Origin of the sequence: Pseudomonas mendocina, assembly GCA_037482215.1 — a bacterium.
GTDB lineage: Bacteria > Pseudomonadota > Gammaproteobacteria > Pseudomonadales > Pseudomonadaceae > Aquipseudomonas > Aquipseudomonas mendocina_E.
The window spans coordinates 510,889-530,003 of the sequence record CP148074.1 but is presented as its reverse complement, the minus strand read 5'-3'; the positions used below and the strand labels follow the sequence as shown (position 1 = coordinate 530,003).

The following is a 19,115-nucleotide window of genomic DNA, read 5'->3' as shown; positions in this document are numbered from 1 at the left end:
ACAAAAGTCGTTACTTTAGTACCAATAAGTCAAAGCGCCATTACACTTGGCCGCTGCCATAAATGGCGCACATACCATTCCTGACGACTTCGAGGTTGATTTTGAAAAGTAAGCTGATTGTCGGCTATCTACTGATCTCTGTGCTGTTTGCTAGCTGGGGTTACTTCTTTGGGGCCACCCAGCACATGAGCTACGCCTACAACCTCGGGCGAGGGTTAACTTGGCCTGTAATCATCATTAAAGGCGAACCTGAAGTTAACGGCGAAAGCGATCAGGCCTTCTACAGCAGCCTGCAGGAGATGAAGAGCAGTTATCCGCAGAAAGCCTCGCACGTGGATGCCGCAATCGGTGCTGTGCTGGTCCTGATTCACGCCGAACAAACCCCTGATTTCAACGGTGATCAGATCAAGGCGCTGTTTAAAGACGGCAGTAATATTCCGCCTCATATGTTCAGTGACCTGATGCAGGTGCGCGGCCTGATCAATCAGCTCAAAGAGCGCCTGGATGGCATGGACATCGATGATGTGCTGAATGAAGCTGAAGACGCCAAGGAAGCGTTGCTTGAACTGGCTGAGGAGCGTCCGGCGCCAGTGGAGCCGGAGCCAGTCGTTGCGGAGGGTGAAGCCTGCTATGACGAAAAACTGGCTGCGTTTCGTGAGGCCGCTGGTGAGGACGCGCCCGCGCATTGGGCCATGCAACAAGAGTGGCGCTCTGAGTGCGGATTACCGCTGGAAGAATAGTGCAGCAGGTGGCCGTTAACCTGTGGGTTAACGGCCTCTGTGCATGTGCTTAACCGCGAATGTACTGCTCCAGCTGGTGAATCAGGCTGGCTTGTTCGGCGATGGTGTGTTTGACCAAGTCACCGATCGACAGCAGACCAATCAGCTCGCCTTCAGCCACCACAGGCAAGTGGCGCAGGTGACGATCAGTCATCAGTTGCATGCACTCCTGCGATGTATCGCGGGGGCCAACGGTGATGACATTGGCAGTCATGATCTGGCTGATGGGCGTATCCAGAGACGAGTTGTGCAGCACTTCGAACTTGCGGGCGAAGTCACGTTCACTGACGATGCCGACCAGCTTGCCTTTATCCAGCACGACCAATGCACCGATGCCTTTCTCAGCCAACACGTTGACTGCATCCAGTGCTGAGGTGTCCGGACCAACGCTGAATACAGCGGCATTGGGTTTAGCTCTGAGTATTTCGGCGACTGTGATCATGCTGTTATCCCCTTCGATCTTATATATGTACCCGGCTTACAAGCGTCTATACGGTCGCGAGGCAGGCAACGAATGCGCATAAATTGCCCGCAACCAAACCGAAGTACTAATAGAAATAGACTATAGCAACGCTTAATGCCAATCCATGGACAAGCCGCTCTAGAGTGCGCTATCCAGCCAATTACCGAACACAAATTGCACTCAGCGCGCTATTTCCCAGCCCGTGGGAGCATAAGGCAAACCATTACGCCATCGTCGGCATTTCTGACCAGCAGCTGTCCGCCGTGCAGTTGCATCACTTCAGCGACAAAATTCAGCCCTAGCCCTGTACTTTTGCGCCCTGTCGAAGGCCGTGGCAGCGAATAAAAACGTTCACTGACACGCTCCAGTGCGTAGTCCGGGATAGCCGGCCCCTGATTGAATACACTCAGGCTCAGGTATTTATCCTGCACTTGTGCATCAAAGCGCACCCAACCTCCGGAGGGGGTGAAGTCCAAGGCGTTCTCCAGTAGGTTGGTCAGGGCCTGCTGCAACAGAAAGCGTTCGCCACGAATCGTCAGTACCGGGTCAATACTGTTCTCAACCCGAATACCACCACTTTCCATGCGCGCCATCTGTGCATCCAGCAACGACCCGACCAACTCCCGCAGAGCAATATCGGCCAGCTCTTCAAGGCCCTGACGCTGTTCGACCAGGGCCAGATGCAGCAGCCGCTCAATCAGTTGCTGCATGCGCAGGCTTTCCTGATCAATGTTGCTGACAAAGCGCTGTCGCAGTTCGGCAGGCATATCGGCATCCAACAACTCAGCCGCACCGCGAATGGCCGCTAGCGGGCTTTTCAGCTCATGGGTCAGCGTATGCACATAACGCTCAACGTAGGCTTTGCCCTCTAACTCGGTACGCATGCGCTCAAGCGCCTGAGCCAACTGAGCCAGCTCGCCACCACGCACCTGTGGCAGCTCGGCGCGCTCACCAGCACTGACTTGTTGGGCATAGCGGGTTAGCTTACGTACAGAACCGCTCAGCCACCACGACAGCAGCCCTCCCACCAGCAGCCCCAGTGCGATCAATGCACCACCAAACCAGGTTAACCGTCGCTCTGAGCGTTCGATGTAAGGCTGTAGGGTTCGATTGGGTTTAGAGACGGACACCACGCCGATGATCTGGCTGCCGTCTTTTATAGGGGCGGCGACGTACATGACGGAGGAGTCCGGATCAGTCGGGTCTTCCAGACTGGAGCGAGCGCCATACTGCCCGCGCAGGGTTCGCAACACATCATTCCAACGCGAGTAGTCTTGCCCGACCGCTTGGCCGCTTGAGTCCAGTACAACAATGCCCTTGGCATCGGTCACATAAATTCGGTGATTGACCGCCTCTTTTTTCACATCCCATATCTGTGCCTGGGGTTGGCGACGGCCGTAGGCTTCGAGCAAAAGCGGAAGATTGCTGTTTTGCAAACGACCGGCTTTGAAGTCATCACGCAACAGCTCAGCCAACAGGTTGGCCGTGTCGACCAGTGTTTCTTCAGTGGACTGGCGAACGCCAGGACGGATTTCATCCATCACGGTATTCAACACAAACCAGCCAGACAGGCCGACAAACAGGAAATACACGAGGAAGATGCGTATTCCCAATGGCATCAGGCGTGCCTCGGTGAGTAGCTGTAACCGAGCCCACGGTGGGTCTGGATCGGCTCTGCCTGCTCATTTATCTGTCGCAGTTTGGCGCGCAGACTTTTGATATGGCTGTCGATGGTGCGTTCATAACCAGCATCACTCGCCACGCCCAGCGCATCTAGCAATTGCTCGCGGGTAAAGACACGCTCCGGCTGCGCCAGCAGCTGTTGCAGAAGACGGAATTCGTGGCGGGTCAGCCCCAGCAGTTGCTGTCGGTAATGAATCTGCACCCGTAGCTCATCCACCTGAAACAGGCTGTCTTCGGGCGGCATCGTCTGTTCGGCTCTGGGAGCGACACGCTTGAGAATCGCTTTGACTCGCGCTGCCACTTCACGAGGACTGAATGGCTTGACCACGTAATCGTCCGCACCGATTTCCAGCCCTACGACCCGGTCAATCTCCTCGCTACGGGCCGTTAGAAAAATTACCGGCACATCAGAAAAGCGCCGCAACCGTTTGCAAGCCTCGAAGCCGCTAATATCTGGCAGCCCCACGTCCAAGATCAGCAAATCAGCAGGATTACTCTGCTGCTCGCTCAGCGCTTGCTCAGCCAAGCTGACCCAATGCGTGGTAAAGCCTTCACTATGCAGGGCAAAAATCAGGGTGTCTGCAATAGCGGCTTCGTCTTCTACGATCAAAATATGGGGCATGGAAATCCGACTCCAGGGCACTGCAGGCGAGCCTGCGTTAGCCCTGCCCTTGCGTCAAGTTATCCAGCCACAGCCGGTCTAGATTGGTGAAGCCCCACTTCTGCGCACACTCAAGGCCAACAATGGTTTCGTCAATTTGCCGCTCGCTCAGATCAATGATTCGATGTGCGACCACAGAGCGCGTCGTGGTGCAAAAGAAGACCTTTACCAACGGCTGCAACAATGACGCCGCTGATTGCGCGACAACCACCCCAATCAGGCCACTTTTCAGCCGTACCAGCGACCCCACCGGATAGATACCAATGGCTTTAACAAAGGCATGAAGCAGACGAATATCAAATTGTCCTTTCCAAGCCACCATCTTGCGCAAAACCAGCGCAGGGTCCCATCCGGGTTTGTAGGCGCGATCTGAGGTCAGGGCATCATAGACGTCACAAATAGCTGCCATACGCGCAAAAAGGCTGATTTGTGAGCCAACTAAACCATCTGGGTAACCACTGCCATCGAGCCGCTCATGGTGATGCAGAGTGACGTCCAGCACCTGAGGGCTGACCTGGCGCAAACGCCCAAGCAGCTGTGCACCAGAGACGGGATGCCCCCGTACACGGTTGAACTCCTCAGTGGTCAATTTACCGGGCTTGCTGAGTAGCTTACGCGGCAGCGTTACCTTGCCAACATCATGAAACAGCCCCCCCAACCCGGCCTCACGCACTGAGTCCTCATCCAAGCCCAACTGCCGCGCCAGCGCGATCATCAACGCGCACACGGCAACCGAATGCATGTAGGTGTAATTGTCGATACGCTTCAGGCGAGCCAGAGCAATAAAGGCATCAGGGTTCATCATTACCGAGTCGGTAATTTGATTAACCTGCTGATTAAGCCGCTGCATGTCCAGTGCTTTGCCCATACGAATATCAGCGAACATGCTGACAACAGCATCTTTAGAGCGGGCACATAATGTTGCTGCATTCTGCACCTCATCACTCAACTGCCCCCACTGATGCTGATGCGGGGGCACAGTGGAAACACTGGCCAACAACTCGGCGTCAACTTCTGCGTTGACCTGTTCAGGGCTTACACTGGGCCTGCCCTGGGCGATATCCAGCCCTTTGCTGACATCAACCCAGATGGTTTGCATGCCGCAGGCACGGATGCGCTGCAGGTCTTTTTCGTTGTTGAGTAGAAAACGGGTTTTCCAGAAAGGGTGATCCATCCATGAACAGCAGAACTCATGAATGAACATCCCAATACGCAAATCAGATACGGCAATACACTTCAACATGGTGGCTCACAGAGCCAGGCACATCCAGCACCCCAAACTCAAAAGCTGATCCTCAGCTCGAAGTAAACTACATCAGGTAAAACAACTGCGTTGCCCGACTAAACGACCTTATAGGCCTGTTAATGGTGGGGATATTATGCACAGCAAGGAGCTTTCATGCGCCCAATACTGACGGCTACGAGTGTCATTTTTTTAGCATTACTCAACACCATCACGCTGATTGGCCCCATGCTTATCGTGGCTTTAGGCAAGTTCGTCTTGCCTGGAAAACCGCTCAAGAACGCCTGTTCCAGACTCGTCATGTGGATCGCCGAAACCTGGGCAGAAATCAACAAATTGATCTTTGCCACCCTGCTTCCCGTGCAGTGGGATATCCGCGGTAATGCTGACCTACGTCAAAGTACGTCTTACTTGGTCATCAGCAATCATCAGTCTTGGGTCGATATTCCGGCACTGGTTCAGGCGTTCAACCGCAAGACGCCCTACTTCAAATTCTTCCTTAAGCAAGAGCTGATCTGGGTGCCGTTTCTGGGGCTGGCTTTTTGGGCGCTCGATTACCCGTTTATGAAGCGTTATTCCAAGGCCTATCTGGCCAAGCATCCTGAAATGAAGGGTAAAGACTTAGAGATCACTAAACGAGCCTGTGAAAAGTTCAAGGATCTGCCTGTCACTGTTGTTAACTACCTTGAGGGCACACGCTTCACCCCTGCTAAGAAAGCACAGCAACAATCCCCCTACCAACACCTGCTCAAACCCAAAGCGGGGGGCGTTGCGTTTGTGCTGGCCGCATTAGGGGAGCAGTTGGATGCGGTGTTGGACGTGACGTTGGTCTACCCCGGTGATCACATACCAGGGTTCTGGGAGCTGATCAGCGGTCAGGTTGATCGGGTGATCGTTGATATTCAAACCCGTGAACTCAACCCGCAGCTTTATCAGGGCGACTACGAGAACGACCCGAGTTTTCGAAGCCTTGTTCAAGGCTGGGTGACACAACTTTGGGAAGAAAAAGACGCCCGCATCACGGCCATTAAAGCTGAACAAAACAAAGCAGCGTGATACCGCTGCTTTGTTGCTCATCAAGCACCACCGCTAGGCTGAAGCCCCCGGTGCCGCTTGGTTATTCCACAACTGGTCGATATTGCGGAAGCCCCATTGTTTGGCACATTCACGGCTGACAATTTTCTCCCGGCCTACGTACTTGCTCAGGTCGATAACCTCCTGAGCGATCGGCAAGCGGGACTTCGACGAGAAGAAAATTTTGACCTTAGGCGTTAGCAGTGAGCCCGGCTTTTGCTCAATCACAACGCCTATCGCGCCACTCTGCAAACGAACCAGAGACCCCACCGGGTAAATACCCACGGCTTTCACAAACGCTTGGAAGATATGCCGGTCAAAATGGCCGGTCCATTCCGCCATTTTGCGAATGGACTCTGCTGGGTCCCAGCCTTTTTTGTACGGGCGATTGGATGTGATTGCATCGTACACATCACATACCGCCCCCATCCGCGCAAACAGGCTGATTTGGTCACCCACAAGCCGATGTGGGTAGCCACTGCCGTCCACCTTCTCGTGATGATGCAGGCACACATCTACCACGCGCTCGCTCACCTTTTGGCCCTCTGCAAGTAGACGAGCACCAGCCTCCGGATGTAGCCGCACCTGACCAAACTCAGTGTCAGTGAGCTTGCCCGGTTTGTTCAGAACAGCGTCGGCGACCGACATTTTGCCAATATCGTGCAAAAGCCCAGCGAGGCCCGCCTCACGAATAGACTGCTCGTCCAGCTCTAGTTGCCGTGCCAGCGCAATCATCAGTGCGCACACAGCAACCGAATGCATGAAGGTATATTCATCCGCGGTTTTAAGACGGGCCAGACTGATTAGTGCGTCAGGGTGGCGACGAACTGAGCTGGCAATCTCACTCACCAGATCATCTGCCTGCTCAAAATGTAGGGCCCGGCCCATGCGCGCATCGGTAAACATGTCGATGACCGCTTCACGAGAACGCTCGCACAGCTGATAAGCACGCCGAACTTCCTCTTCCATGCTGCTGGTTACAGGCAGGGGTTTATCCTCTGCCACAACAAGCAGGCTGGCCTCGGCCTCAGCGGCGACTTGTTCAGGGGTAGCACTACGCGCACCGAGTTGAACATCGAGTCCTTTGCTGACATCGATCCACAGTTCCGCAATGGTCGTGGACTTAATGCGCTCTAAATCTTTTGGGGAGTTGAGTAGGAATTTTGAGCGCCAGAACGGGTGGGCAGTCCATGCACCACAAAACTCGTGAATGTACATTCCTACTCGCAGATCAGCGACTGCAATACGTTTCAACATAATCGAATTCGAAATGCCTCAGACATGTAGCACCATGATCCACCCATCGGCATGTCACTAAGGGATTTCTGCAAAAAACACTAAGTCTCTTCGAAATTCGCTTCACGGCAACACAAATAGATCGATATTGCTACTACCGTGCCATTATCGCTCAAGAGCCGTATTTTTGCCTGAGATATTGCCGAGAATCCGACAGATAGAAGCCTCGATGAGGGCCTGCGAATCGTGCCTTAAGCTGTGCGCTGCCGGGGACAGAGCACGATTAGTCATTGCGACAAATCAACGCAGGTCAATCGTAGAGGGCATACCCAAAAGAGGGCTGGAGCCCATGTAAAGGATGGGCTCCAGACCACGACGCTTACTTAGCAGCGCCCCAGATGTTGCCCAGGCTGCTCAGCAATGAATTGCTCGCGCCTTGCTGCCCTAGGTATTGAAGCAGGATCGGAGCAAATTGGCTGACCATGCCACCATCCATGCCCAGCGCGCTGAAAGCGCTGTTCAGATCAGCGGCGTTCTGCACATTGCCAACGGCATCTTGCAGGGCCGAACTCGGCGTTGCGGTGTTCTTCTTACCCAGCAGGCCGCTCAGGGCGCTGAGGTTGCTCAGGCCTTCACTGCCCACCAGTTTTTCGACCCCAGGGACGCTCTGGGTCAGTTGTGAATAATCGGTACCGCTGAGCTGGTTCTTGGCCAAGCTGAGCATTGCGCCCGTACCGCCTACCGCCTGCTGCGGAGTGACATTCAGGTCGGAAAGTGCACTGATCAGGTTAGCAGTTTGCGCCGTGCTGCCTGTTGCAGCCTTTCCGCCGCTCAGCGTCGAGAGCGCACCGGCTGCATCATTCAGGTTAAAGCCAGCCGCAAATACCGGGCTCACACCCAAGCTCAGAACACTGGCCAGTACAACGCTGCGGGAAATTTTCATCAGCAAACCTCTTAAACAGAAATGACGCCGCGTTTGCGGCGAGTAACGCTGGTTCGACCCAATAACTGATTCGATCGTTCCATCATATGCAATGTGCCCCCATTGGTGACTCAAAGCAGCCATGTCAGAGCAACCGCTCTAAATGCTCGTGTAGCCCACAAGGGCATAAACGCATAAAAGCCAGTTTTGGCCAAAGTTTCAGAATATTCCATCCCGCTCACCGTACCCGCCTGGCAGATCATCCGGCCACCCCGAACAAATGAAACATTTTGTAACGGATAGTCAGAATAAGAAATCAGGAGATCTCATGAGCGAAAAAATTCCCCCTAAAGATCAGCCGTCTAGCGTTGAGCCCCTAACTGGAACCACTCGACGCCGATTCCTCGGCGGCGTTGCTGCCCTAGGTGTCGGTGCGACCTTAAGCGCATACGGCAAAAGCAGCGATATCCGTGTTGAGGAGGGTGAGCGAAGATTTTCCTCTGGCGAGCTGGATAAAGCCCTGCGCGACAATGTGAAAAACATTGTGGTGATCTATGCCGAGAACCGCAGCTTCAACAACCTGTTCGCCAACTTCCCCGGCGTAGAGAAACCGCTCTCGGCACTCAAACCTGAGGACTACCAGCAACGAGACCGGGATGGTCGTTTACTGGTGATACTGCCTCAGGTATGGGGCGGAGTTCTACAACTGGGGCCGCAAACTGTAGATGGCGTCACCTATCCAAACCAGACCCAGTTCCAAAACAACCTTCCCAACGCGCCCTTTGCGCTCAAAGGACCGAGTGGCGAGGACTTGCCGCTGTCTGTGGCGACCCGCGATCTGTGGCACGTGTTCTACCAGAACCAGATGCAGATCAACGGCGGTAAGAATGACGGTTTTGTCGCCTGGGCTGACTCCGGTGCATTGCCCATGGGTTACTACGCACAGAGCAAATACTCCCTGCGCCTGTGGGACGTGGCCCGTGAATTTGTACTGTGCGACAACTTCTTTCAGGGAGCATTTGGTGGCTCATTCCTCAACCACCAGTACCTGATCAGCGCACAGGTACCGTTCTATCCGGATGCTGCAAACTCAGTCGCTAAGTCCCAGATCGCCACCCTTGAGGGTAACGACCCCAAAGGCACCCGCCTTAAGCGCTTGGACAGTTCACCTGCCAGTGCCATGGAAGGCCCGCCACAGTTTGGCCCCAGTGCATTGACGCCAGACGGTTATGCCGTCAACACCATGGCCCCACCGTACTGGCCAAGTTCATCGCGTGACCCTGCCCACCCGGATTACGCCAGAGCCGACCAGCCGAATGTACTCGTGCCTCAAACCCACGAGCATATCGGTGACAAGCTGTCGGCCAAAGGGATCGATTGGGCGTGGTACGGTGGTGCATGGCAGGCAACCATTGATGAATTCAAAGCGTCTGACGGCATACCGAAAATCCCCAACTTCCAGTACCACCACCAACCTTTCAACTACTTCGAAGAACTGGGTCCGCAATACCCTGCTAAACGCGCTCAACACCTGCGCGACGGAGGCTTGGGTGACGAGTCTTCTACCAATAAATTCTTTGCCGATGCCGAAGCCGGCAAGCTACCGCCGGTGTGCTTCTACAAGCCCCAGGGCAACCTCAATATGCACGCCGGTTACACCGATGTGGCCAGCGGCGACCGCCATATCGACCGGGCAATCAAGGTGCTGCGGGAAAGCCCGCAGTGGCCGAACATGGTGGTGATTGTCACGGTGGACGAGAATGGCGGCTGGTGGGATCACGTTGCACCGCCGCAGGGCGACCGCTGGGGACCGGGTTCGCGGATTCCGGCACTGGTCGTCTCGCCGTTCGCGCGTAAAGGCACGGTGGATCACACGGTGTACGACACCGCTTCAATCCTGCGCCTGATCACCCGCGTGTTTCAGTTGGAGACACTGGACGGCATCAAAGCTCGGGATGACGCCATGATTGCCCGCGGACAGCAGCCCATGGGCGACTTAACCAATGCGCTGATTTTTCCGGGATAAAACGGCTGATGTGATCGGGCAACCGCGAAGGTTTGTCCGATCAACACTGACTCAGGCGGCGCTGAACAGCTTGTGCGGATCGATCACAAACTTCTTCGGCACACCGGCATCGAACTCGCCATAACCGCGCGGCGCATCATCCAGGCTGATCACCTGCACACCCACCACTTCGGCAATATTGATGCGATCCCACATGATCGCCTGCATCAACTGGCGGTTGTACTTCATCACCGGTGTCTGCCCGGTGTGGAAGCTGTGGGATTTAGCCCAGCCCAGACCGAAGCGAATACTCAAGCTGCCAGTCTTCGCAGCGGCATCCACAGCGCCCGGATCTTCGGTAACGTACAGGCCCGGAATGCCGATCTTGCCTGCAACGCGCACCACGCCCATCAGGGAGTTGAGTACGGTAGCCGGAGCTTCCTGCTGCGCACCGGCATGCCCATGACCGCGGGCCTCAAAGCCCACGGCATCCACCGCGCAGTCTACTTCCGGTTCACCCAATAAGTCCGCGATCTGCTCATGCAGCGGCGTGTCTTTGGACAAATCAACCACCTCAAAACCCTGCGCTTTGGCATGCACCAAACGGGCGGGATTCACATCGCCAACAATCACCACCGCAGCGCCCAACAAGCGTGCCGAAGCGGCGGCTGCGAGCCCAACAGGCCCAGCACCCGCGACATACACTGTACTACCTGGGCCAACACCTGCCGTGACTGCACCGTGGTAACCGGTCGGCAGAATATCGGACAAGCAGGTCAGATCGCGGATTTTAGCCATGGCTTTGTCGCGATCCGGCAATTTCAGCAGGTTGAAGTCGGCATACGGCACCAGCACATATTCAGCCTGCCCACCAGTCCAATCGCCCATATCCACGTAGCCGTAGGCACCGCCTGCACGCGCCGGGTTTACGCTCAGGCAAACGCCTGTGTGCTGTTCCTTGCACGAGCGGCAACGGCCACAGGCGACGTTGAACGGCACAGAAACCAAATCACCGATCTTGAGGTTTTCGACATCACTGCCCTTTTCGATCACTTCACCGGTGATTTCATGGCCCAGCACCAGCCCAACCTGAGCGGTGGTGCGGCCACGCACCATGTGCTGGTCGGAGCCACAGATATTGGTGGAAACCACCCGCAGAATCACACCATGCTCGATCTTGCGGCCACGCGGGTCCTGCATTTTCGGATAGTCGATCTTTTGCACTTCGACTTTGCCTGCACCCAGATACACCACACCACGATTACCAGACATCGCTATTCTCCTTTTTTGTAATGAATACAAAGGCGCAGCCAACGGCCACGCGGCCTTGCACTGGAGCGTTTGGGTCATAACTGTCTGAGAGGCCGCGGAGGCAGTGCGGTCTGCCCTCTCAGTTACCGGAGTTGCTACTGCGCAGGTAAACCTGCGTCAGCCATGCAACACCACCGTTCGGTTGGCGTTCAGGAACACCCGCCGTTCGATGTGGTAGGCGACGGCCTTGGCCAGGGTCAGACATTCGATGTCACGACCCTTAGCGACCAGGTCTTCGGGATAATGGGCGTGGTCAACGGGCTCCACGCCTTGGGTGATGATCGGGCCTTCGTCCAGATCGTTGTTGATGTAATGCGCCGTGGCGCCTACTAATTTGACGCCCTTTTGATAGGCCTGATGGTAGGGCTTAGCGCCTTTAAAACCGGGCAACAGCGAGTGGTGGATATTGATCGCCCAGCCATCCAGCCTGCGACATAACTCCGGCGACAGCACCTGCATGTAGCGGGCAAGAATCACCAGTTCAGCGCCGGTTTCTTCGATCACCTGCAACACCTTGCGCTCCTGCGCAGGTTTGTCATGGGGATCAAGGGGGAAGTGGTAGTAAGGGATATCGTGCCAGCGCGCCAGCGGCTCCAGATCCGGGTGGTTGGAGATCACCGCTGCCACGTCCATGCCAAGTTGGCCGATGCGTTGGCGATAGAGCAGATCATTCAGGCAATGATCGGCTTTACTGACCATGATCACCACCTTGGCCCGATAGCCAGGCGGGGTCAGCTCGAACTGCATGTTAAAAGCTGCCAGACGCTCAGCCAGCAGACCACGAAATGCCTGCTCGTCAAAGGCATCGGGTTGACGAAACTCTACGCGGATAAAAAAACGCGAAGACAGACGATCATCGAAACTGTGGTGCTCAGTAACGTAGCACTGCTGCTCATACAGAATGCGCGTCACCGCATCCACAGTGCCAAGCACGCTGGGGCAATGGGCGGTGAGTATCCAAGTGTCCGGCGTGCGACTCATGTGTCTGTCTCCTGTTTCCTTGTGCGAGCGCCCAGCCGGTGCCGGGCGCTCCATTCCATCTTCAGGCTTTAATGGCTAAGCCGTATTCGGCGCTGGCATCTTGCAACCACAGCCAGATGTAGTCAGCAAAACTACGGCGTACCACCAACTCCCATACGTCTTCACCGGTACGGCGGATCACCAGCTGGGATTTAGCAAAGTTGCTACCCACGGCTTTGCCCACCGGGAAGTTGAGCGGATGCACGTCGTAGCTGGTGGACTTCATCAGCACGTCGCGCACCTTTGGCCCGCTCAGCTCAACCAGGGTTTGCCCGCCACTGACGTTGACCACGGAGATGTGCTGACCGTTCAGCGCCTCACGCAGTTTCAGCTCAGTCTCATACTCACTGCCGCCCGGCACGATCAGCAGCCACTCATCCGGTGCCAGCCACTGCAGCGAGGTGTCGCCGTTGCTGACCAGCATCAACGCGCTGGGCAACTCCAAGCCCAGGACTTGATGCACAGAGCCGGCAAATTCAGCGCTTTTGCCATCACCACGCAGCACCAGATGGCCCAGCAGCTTTTTCTCGCGCAGGGTGACACCGGTGTGGGCCGGCCCTTTGCCGACCAGCTCAGCCAGCCCGGCATGGTGCAGAGGCGATTCAGCCCGGCCTGCATCCGGACGCTGTTGAAACACATTGCTCAAATTAGACATTCTGGCGCTCCCCTTTCGGGTCATAGAACACGGAGCTGACGATCTCAGCCTCAATCACACTGCCATCGGCCAGCGGCGCAAAAACCCGCTCACCCATGCGTTTCAGGCCACCTTTAACCAGGCCCATAGCAAAGCTGTAGCCCATGGCCGCGCTGTAGTAGCTGGAGCTGACATGCCCCACCATATCCATCGGGATGGCTTGATTCGGGTCGTTGACCAGTTGAGCGCCTTCCGGCAGCACTTTGTTCGGGTCGATGGGTTTGAGCCCGACCAGTTGTTTACGGTCGCTGCGCAGGCTGTCGTCACGGGTCATGCCACGGAGGCCGATCCAGGAGAACGGTTTGTTGCGGCCCACGCACCAGCTCATGTTGAGGTCGTCCGGAGTGACCGAGCCGTCGGTGTCCTGACCGACAATGATGAAGCCCTTCTCAGCCCGCAGTACGTGCATGGTCTCGGTGCCATACGGAGTCAGGCCGTATTTCTTACCCGCCTCAATCAGTTGCTCCCAAACGCCGAGGGCGTAGTTGGCCTGCACGTTGACTTCGTAGCTCAGCTCACCGGTAAAGGAGATACGGAACACCCGCGCCGGTACACCACCGACCAGACCTTCCTTCCAGCTCATAAACGGGAAGGCGTCTTTATCCAGATCAATGTCGGTCACTTCAGCCAGCAGCTTGCGGCTGTTGGGGCCGGACAGGGTCATGGTCGCCCAGTGATCGGTAACCGAGGTGAAGTACACCTTCAGCTCCGGCCACTCGGTCTGGTGATAAATCTCCAGCCACTCCAGTACACGCGCCGCGCCGCCGGTGGTGGTGGTCATCAGGAAGTGGTTGTCGGCCAGACAGGCTGTAACGCCGTCGTCGAAGACCATACCGTCTTCCTTACACATCAGGCCGTAACGGGCCTTGCCCACATCCAGCTTGGTTCAGGCGTTGGTGTACACGCGGTTGAGGAACTCACGGGCATCCGGGCCCTGGATATCAATTTTGCCCAGAGTCGAGGCATCGAGAATGCCCACAGCATTGCGCACTGCTTTGCATTCACGGGCCACAGCAGCGTGCATGTCTTCACCGGCCTGGGGGAAATACCACGGACGCTTCCACTGGCCGACGTCTTCAAATTCAGCACCGTTTTGCAGATGCCAGCTGTGCATGGCGGTGTAGCGCTTGGGCTCGAATAGCGCACCACAGTGACGGCCCGCCACCGCGCCGAAGGTCACCGGCGTGTAGTTCGGGCGGAACATGGTGGTGCCCATTTGCGACACGCTGATGCCCAGCGAACGGGCGGCAATGGCCAGGCCGTTAATGTTGCCCAGCTTGCCCTGATCGGTACCAAACCCCAGAGCGGTGTAGCGCTTCACGTGCTCGACCGACTCAAACCCCTCGCGGGTAGCCAGTTCGATACCGGCTGCGGTGACATCGTTCTGCAGGTCAACAAACTGCTTGGGCGCACGGGAAGTCGGCTTGTCGTGAGGCACTTGGAACAGCGCCAAGGCAGGCTCTTCGGTGCGCTTTTGGGTCTGCGGCAAGGTGCCTGTCACGGCAGCAAAACCGGCTTCGGTCGCGGCACGTACTCCGGCCTCAAAACCGTCACTCAAGGCATCGCCCAGGGTGAAGACGCCATTAACAGCACCGGCACACACGCGTTGCTGGAAGCCACCCTCAGCCGGTACAAAGGCCAGAATATCCTCACGCCAAACCGGCTTACCGCCCAAGTGAGATGCCAGATGCACCACCGGGCTGTAACCACCTGAGCTGGCAATGAGATCGCAGGCCACCGCCTCACCAGAGCCTTTAACCTTATGGCTGGTGATATCAATCGGGCAGATACGCGCAGCGCTGACACGCTTGCTGCCAATGGCCTCGACCACTGCGCTGCCAGTAATAATCCGCACGCCACGGCTGCGGACTTCAGCCACCCAGCTGCCCTGCGGATTGACCCGCGCATCAGCCACAGCCGCAACTTCCAGCCCTGCGTCCAACCAGTCCAATACAACGCGGTAGGCGTAATCGTTATTGGTCGACAGCACCAGTTTGCGTCCCGGCGCAACACCATAGCGGCGCACATACGTGCTGACCGCATCCGCCAGCATGTTGCCCGGCACATCGTTGTTGGCGTACACCAGCGGGCGTTCGTGAGCTCCGGTGGCGAGCACCACGCGCTTGGCGCGGACACGGTGCATGCGCTGACGCACGCTGCCCATAGGCGCGACTTCGCCCAAGTGATCAGTGAGACGCTGGTGAATGGTCAGGAAGTTGTGATCGTGATAGCCGTTAACCGTGGCGCGCAGCAGCAGGGTGACGTTAGCCATCCCCGACAATTCGCTGATTGCTTGCGCAGCCCACTGAGCAGCAGGCTGGTTGTCCAGAGTCTCACGAGTGCTCAACAAGCTGCCGCCAAACTCTTCCTGCTCGTCGGCCAGAATCACCCGGGCACCGCTGCGACCGGCCGCCAGCGCAGCCGCCAGACCGGCCGGGCCAGCGCCAACCACCAGCACATCACAGTGCTGGTTCATGTGGTCGTAGCTGTCTGGGTCCACTTCAGTCGGTGAACGACCCAGACCGGCAGCCTTACGGATGTACTTCTCGTAGGTCAGCCACAGGTTCTGCGGGTACATAAAGGTTTTGTAGTAGAACCCCGGCGGCATCATGCCTCCGCCGACCTTACCGAGAATGCCCATCAAGTCCGTATTTACGCTCGGCCAGCCATTTGTGCTCTTAGCCACCAGGCCGTTGTACAGCGCCTGCTGGGTGGCACGCACGTTAGGCACTTGCGCGGCCTCGGTGCTGCCCAGTTGCAGGATGGCGTTGGGCTCTTCAGCACCGGCAGCGACGATGCCGCGCGGGCGGGAATACTTGAAGCTGCGGCCGACTACATCAACACCATTGGCCAGCAGCGCGGCGGCCAGCGAGTCACCGGCATAGCCCTGATAGCTCTGGCCGTTGAAACTGAAAGTAAGAGGCTTGCTGCGGTCGATACGGCCGCCCTGGGCAAGACGATTGACCTGGCTCATGCGGGTACTCCTTGGGCACTGGTCGTTTTGGTATCGCTTGGAGCCTCAGTCACGCTGGGCTTTTCGCCGATCTTGTAAGTTTCCAGAATCTCGTAGCTGACGGTGTGGCGGGTCGCGTTAAAGTATTTGCGGCAACCGGCCGAGTGCACCCACAGCTCATGGTGGATACCACGGGGGTTATCACGGAAGAACAGGTACTCGCCCCACTCGGCATCACTGCAGGCCGCCGGGTCCAGCGGACGTGGAATGTGGGCCTGGCCCTTGGCATGAAACTCTTCTTCGCTGCGCGACTCGCCGCAGTGCGGGCAATGGATAAGCAACATAAATCAGCCCCCTTAGTGAGCCACGGCAGCAGCGCCGTGCTCGTCAATCAGTGCGCCGGTATGGAAGCGGTCAATGGAGAACGGCGCAGCCAGCGGATGCATTTCGCCCTTGGCCAGACTCGCAGCAAACACATGGCCCGAACCCGGCGTAGCCTTAAAGCCACCGGTGCCCCAACCGCAGTTGAAGAACAGGTTCTGTACAGGTGTTTTCGAGATGATCGGGCAGGCGTCCGGCGTGGTATCCACAATGCCGCCCCACTGGCGGTTCATGCGTACACGCGACAGCACCGGGAACAGCTCGACGATGGCCTGCAAGGTGTGTTCGATGGTGCCGTAGGAGCCGCGCTGACCGTAGCCGTTGTAGCCGTCGATACCAGCACCAATCACCAGGTCCCCCTTGTCCGACTGGCTGATATAACCGTGTACGGCGTTAGACATGATCACGCTGTCGATAATCGGCTTGATCGGCTCCGACACCAGCGCCTGCAGCGGGTGAGATTCCAGCGGCAAACGGAAGCCAGCCAGTTTGGCCATATGCCCGGAATTACCGGCGGTGACCACGCCCACGCGCTTAGCACCGATAAAGCCACGGGAAGTTTCGACACCAATTACCGCGCCGTTTTGTTTGCGGAAACCGATCACTTCGGTCTGCTGAATCAGGTCCACCCCCAGCGCATCGGCGGCACGGGCATAGCCCCAGGCCACCGCATCGTGACGGGCCACGCCACCGCGACGCTGCACGGTAGAACCCATCACTGGATAGCGGGTGTTTTTGCTGCAATCGAGGTACGGGATTTCTTCCGCCACCTGCCGCGCGTCCAGCAACTCACCATCAATGCCGTTTAAGCGGTTGGCGTTGACCCGACGCTCGGAGTCACGCATGTCCTGCAAGGTGTGGCAGAGGTTATAAACGCCGCGCTGAGAGAACATGACGTTGTAGTTGAGGTCTTGCGACAGGCCTTCCCACAACTTCATCGCGTGCTCGTACAGGTGCGCTGACTCATCCCACAGGTAGTTGGAACGCACGATAGTGGTGTTGCGCGCGGTGTTGCCGCCGCCCAGCCAACCCTTCTCGATCACCGCGACATTCTTCACGCCGAATTCCTTGGCCAGGTAATACGCAGTCGCCAGACCATGGCCACCACCGCCGACGATGATCACGTCATACAGCGGTTTGGGCGTTGGGTTACGCCACATACGCTGCCAGTTTTCATGGTGGCTGAACGAATGCTTGAACAGGCCGAAGCCGGAATAACGTTGCATGGAATGCTCCCTCAGAAACTCTGGGACAAATCGTCAGGGCCGCGCAGGCCCGTCACTTATCCGCGATAAACCGGGTAATCAGCGCACAGGCCCGCCACCATCACCGCCACTTGCGCCTCGACATCGGCATCACCGAGGTGATCCAGCACGTTGCAGATCCAGCCGGCCAGCTCAATGCACTGCGCCTCTTTAAAGCCACGGGTGGTCACCGCCGGAGTGCCGATACGCAGGCCTGAAGTCACAAACGGCGATTGCGGATCATTCGGCACGGCGTTTTTGTTCACCGTGATGCCGGTGCGGCCCAGCGCGGCATCGGCGTCTTTACCGGTGATGCCCTGCTTGATCAGGCTGACCAGGAACAGGTGGTTGTCGGTACCGCCGGACACCACGTCATAGCCGCGCTCGATAAATACCTTGGCCATGGCCTGGGCGTTGTTAATGACCTGCTGCTGATAAGTCTTGAATGCTGGCTCCATGGCTTCTTTAAAGCACACCGCCTTGGCTGCAATCACATGCATCAGCGGGCCGCCCTGAGCACCGGGGAAGACAGCTGCGTTGAGCTTCTTCTCGATCTCTTCATTGGCCTTGGCGAGGATCAAACCGCCACGGGGGCCGCGCAGGGTTTTGTGGGTGGTGGTGGTGACCACATCAGCAAACGGAATCGGGTTCGGGTACAGCCCTGCTGCGACCAGACCGGCAACGTGGGCCATATCAACAAACAGCAGCGCACCGACTTTGTCGGCAATCGCGCGGAAGCGAGGGAAATCGAGGGTTTTCGAGTAAGCCGAGAAACCGGCGACGATCATCTTCGGCTTGTGCTCAACAGCCAGACGCTCGACTTCGTCGTAATCAATCAGGCCGGTTTCATTATCAATGCCGTACTGCACCGCGTTGTACAGCTTGCCCGAAGACGACACCTTAGCGCCGTGAGTCAGGTGGCCGCCGTGGGCCAGACTCATACCAAGAATGGTGTCACCGGCACTGAGCAGCGCCAGATACACCGCCGCGTTAGCCGATGAGCCGGAGTGCGGCTGCACGTTGGCGTAATCAGCACCGAACAGCGCCTTGGCGCGATCGATGGCCAGTTGTTCTACCTTATCCACATGCTCGCAACCGCCGTAATAGCGCTTACCGGGATAGCCTTCGGCGTATTTGTTGGTCAGCCCACTGCCCTGAGCCAGCATCACCCGCTTGCTGCAATAGTTCTCTGAGGCGATCAGCTCAATATGGTGTTCCTGACGGCGCTCTTCGGCCTCGATGGCACTGAGCAGCTCATCGTCATAGCCCTTAATCTGGTCCTGCTTGCTAAACATCGCTGATCTCCTGCGGCAACTGCATGCGACACACGGGTGTCGTTCGGGAAGGCCCCACTTGTCAGCGATGGTATGACTGGCCCCGATTGGTCAGATGCCTAGGGACGCCGCAGGTAATATCGTTTGCGACATTGCATAGGTCGCAAAAATA

15 protein-coding genes and 1 pseudogene are annotated in these 19,115 nt (G+C 57.0%); 3 read left to right on the top strand and 13 right to left on the bottom strand.

Annotated elements, in window-relative coordinates:
* Positions 1-101: 101 nt before the first annotated feature.
* On the top strand, positions 102-740 hold the full coding sequence (locus WG219_02250; protein ID WXL26330.1) for a hypothetical protein: 639 nt from the start codon (positions 102-104) through the stop codon (positions 738-740).
* A 49-nt stretch (positions 741-789) separates the two neighbouring features.
* Here WG219_02250 and WG219_02245 read toward each other — a convergent pair whose 3' ends face one another.
* The 4 genes from WG219_02245 to WG219_02230 form a co-directional block, all read right to left on the bottom strand.
* The gene (locus tag WG219_02245) at positions 790-1,221 is read right to left on the bottom strand and encodes a CBS domain-containing protein (protein WXL26329.1); all 432 of its coding nucleotides are present in this window, start codon (positions 1,219-1,221) and stop codon (positions 790-792) included.
* A 209-nt stretch (positions 1,222-1,430) separates the two neighbouring features.
* Entirely contained in the window at positions 1,431-2,861 is a 1,431-nt protein-coding gene (gene creC, locus WG219_02240) for a two-component system sensor histidine kinase CreC (protein ID WXL26328.1), read from the bottom strand.
* On the bottom strand, positions 2,861-3,547 hold the full coding sequence (gene creB / locus WG219_02235; GenBank protein ID WXL26327.1) for a two-component system response regulator CreB: 687 nt from the start codon (positions 3,545-3,547) through the stop codon (positions 2,861-2,863). The genes creC and creB overlap by 1 nt, the downstream gene beginning before the upstream one ends.
* Positions 3,548-3,584: 37 nt before the next feature.
* Complete coding sequence (locus tag WG219_02230) at positions 3,585-4,829, bottom strand: HD-GYP domain-containing protein (protein WXL26326.1); 1,245 nt, start codon at positions 4,827-4,829, stop codon at positions 3,585-3,587.
* 156 nt (positions 4,830-4,985) lie between these two features.
* On the opposite strand from WG219_02230, the gene WG219_02225 reads away from it, so the two are divergent.
* The gene (locus tag WG219_02225; protein ID WXL26325.1) at positions 4,986-5,885 is read left to right on the top strand and encodes an acyltransferase; all 900 of its coding nucleotides are present in this window, start codon (positions 4,986-4,988) and stop codon (positions 5,883-5,885) included.
* Between the two features lie 33 nt (positions 5,886-5,918).
* Here the strand turns inward: WG219_02225 and WG219_02220 are convergent, their stop codons facing one another.
* Both WG219_02220 and WG219_02215 read right to left on the bottom strand, forming a co-directional pair.
* On the bottom strand, positions 5,919-7,160 hold the full coding sequence (locus WG219_02220) for an HD-GYP domain-containing protein (protein WXL26324.1): 1,242 nt from the start codon (positions 7,158-7,160) through the stop codon (positions 5,919-5,921).
* Between the two features lie 358 nt (positions 7,161-7,518).
* Entirely contained in the window at positions 7,519-8,082 is a 564-nt protein-coding gene (locus WG219_02215; protein ID WXL26323.1) for a DUF2780 domain-containing protein, read from the bottom strand.
* A gap of 307 nt (positions 8,083-8,389) precedes the next feature.
* Between WG219_02215 and WG219_02210 the strand changes: the two genes are divergently transcribed.
* Positions 8,390-10,087 carry an acid phosphatase gene (locus WG219_02210; protein ID WXL26322.1) on the top strand — a complete coding sequence of 566 codons (1,698 nt, stop codon included), beginning with the start codon at positions 8,390-8,392 and terminating at the stop codon, positions 10,085-10,087.
* A gap of 51 nt (positions 10,088-10,138) precedes the next feature.
* On the opposite strand, the gene fdhA is transcribed toward WG219_02210, so the two are convergent.
* The 7 genes and pseudogenes from fdhA to glyA all read right to left on the bottom strand — a co-directional run bounded on the left by fdhA (position 10,139) and on the right by glyA (position 18,964).
* Positions 10,139-11,338, bottom strand: coding sequence for a formaldehyde dehydrogenase, glutathione-independent (gene fdhA, locus WG219_02205; GenBank protein WXL26321.1), 1,200 nt, complete (start codon positions 11,336-11,338; stop codon positions 10,139-10,141).
* A 156-nt stretch (positions 11,339-11,494) separates the two neighbouring features.
* Positions 11,495-12,358 carry a formyltetrahydrofolate deformylase gene (gene purU, locus WG219_02200; GenBank protein WXL26320.1) on the bottom strand — a complete coding sequence of 288 codons (864 nt, stop codon included), beginning with the start codon at positions 12,356-12,358 and terminating at the stop codon, positions 11,495-11,497.
* A gap of 61 nt (positions 12,359-12,419) precedes the next feature.
* Positions 12,420-13,052, bottom strand: a complete 633-nt coding sequence (soxG, locus tag WG219_02195) for a sarcosine oxidase subunit gamma family protein (GenBank protein ID WXL26319.1) — start codon at positions 13,050-13,052, stop codon at positions 12,420-12,422.
* Positions 13,045-16,065, bottom strand: a pseudogene (locus WG219_02190) (sarcosine oxidase subunit alpha). Before WG219_02190 ends, soxG begins: the two are co-directional and overlap by 8 nt.
* Positions 16,062-16,388 (bottom strand): sarcosine oxidase subunit delta, encoded by a 327-nt coding sequence (locus tag WG219_02185; GenBank protein ID WXL26318.1) that lies wholly within the window; start codon positions 16,386-16,388, stop codon positions 16,062-16,064. Before WG219_02185 ends, WG219_02190 begins: the two are co-directional and overlap by 4 nt.
* 12 nt (positions 16,389-16,400) lie before the next feature.
* Positions 16,401-17,651, bottom strand: coding sequence for a sarcosine oxidase subunit beta (locus tag WG219_02180; GenBank protein ID WXL26317.1), 1,251 nt, complete (start codon positions 17,649-17,651; stop codon positions 16,401-16,403).
* Between the two features lie 56 nt (positions 17,652-17,707).
* Positions 17,708-18,964, bottom strand: a complete 1,257-nt coding sequence (glyA, locus tag WG219_02175) for a serine hydroxymethyltransferase (GenBank protein ID WXL26316.1) — start codon at positions 18,962-18,964, stop codon at positions 17,708-17,710.
* Between the last annotated feature and the right edge of the window lie 151 nt (positions 18,965-19,115).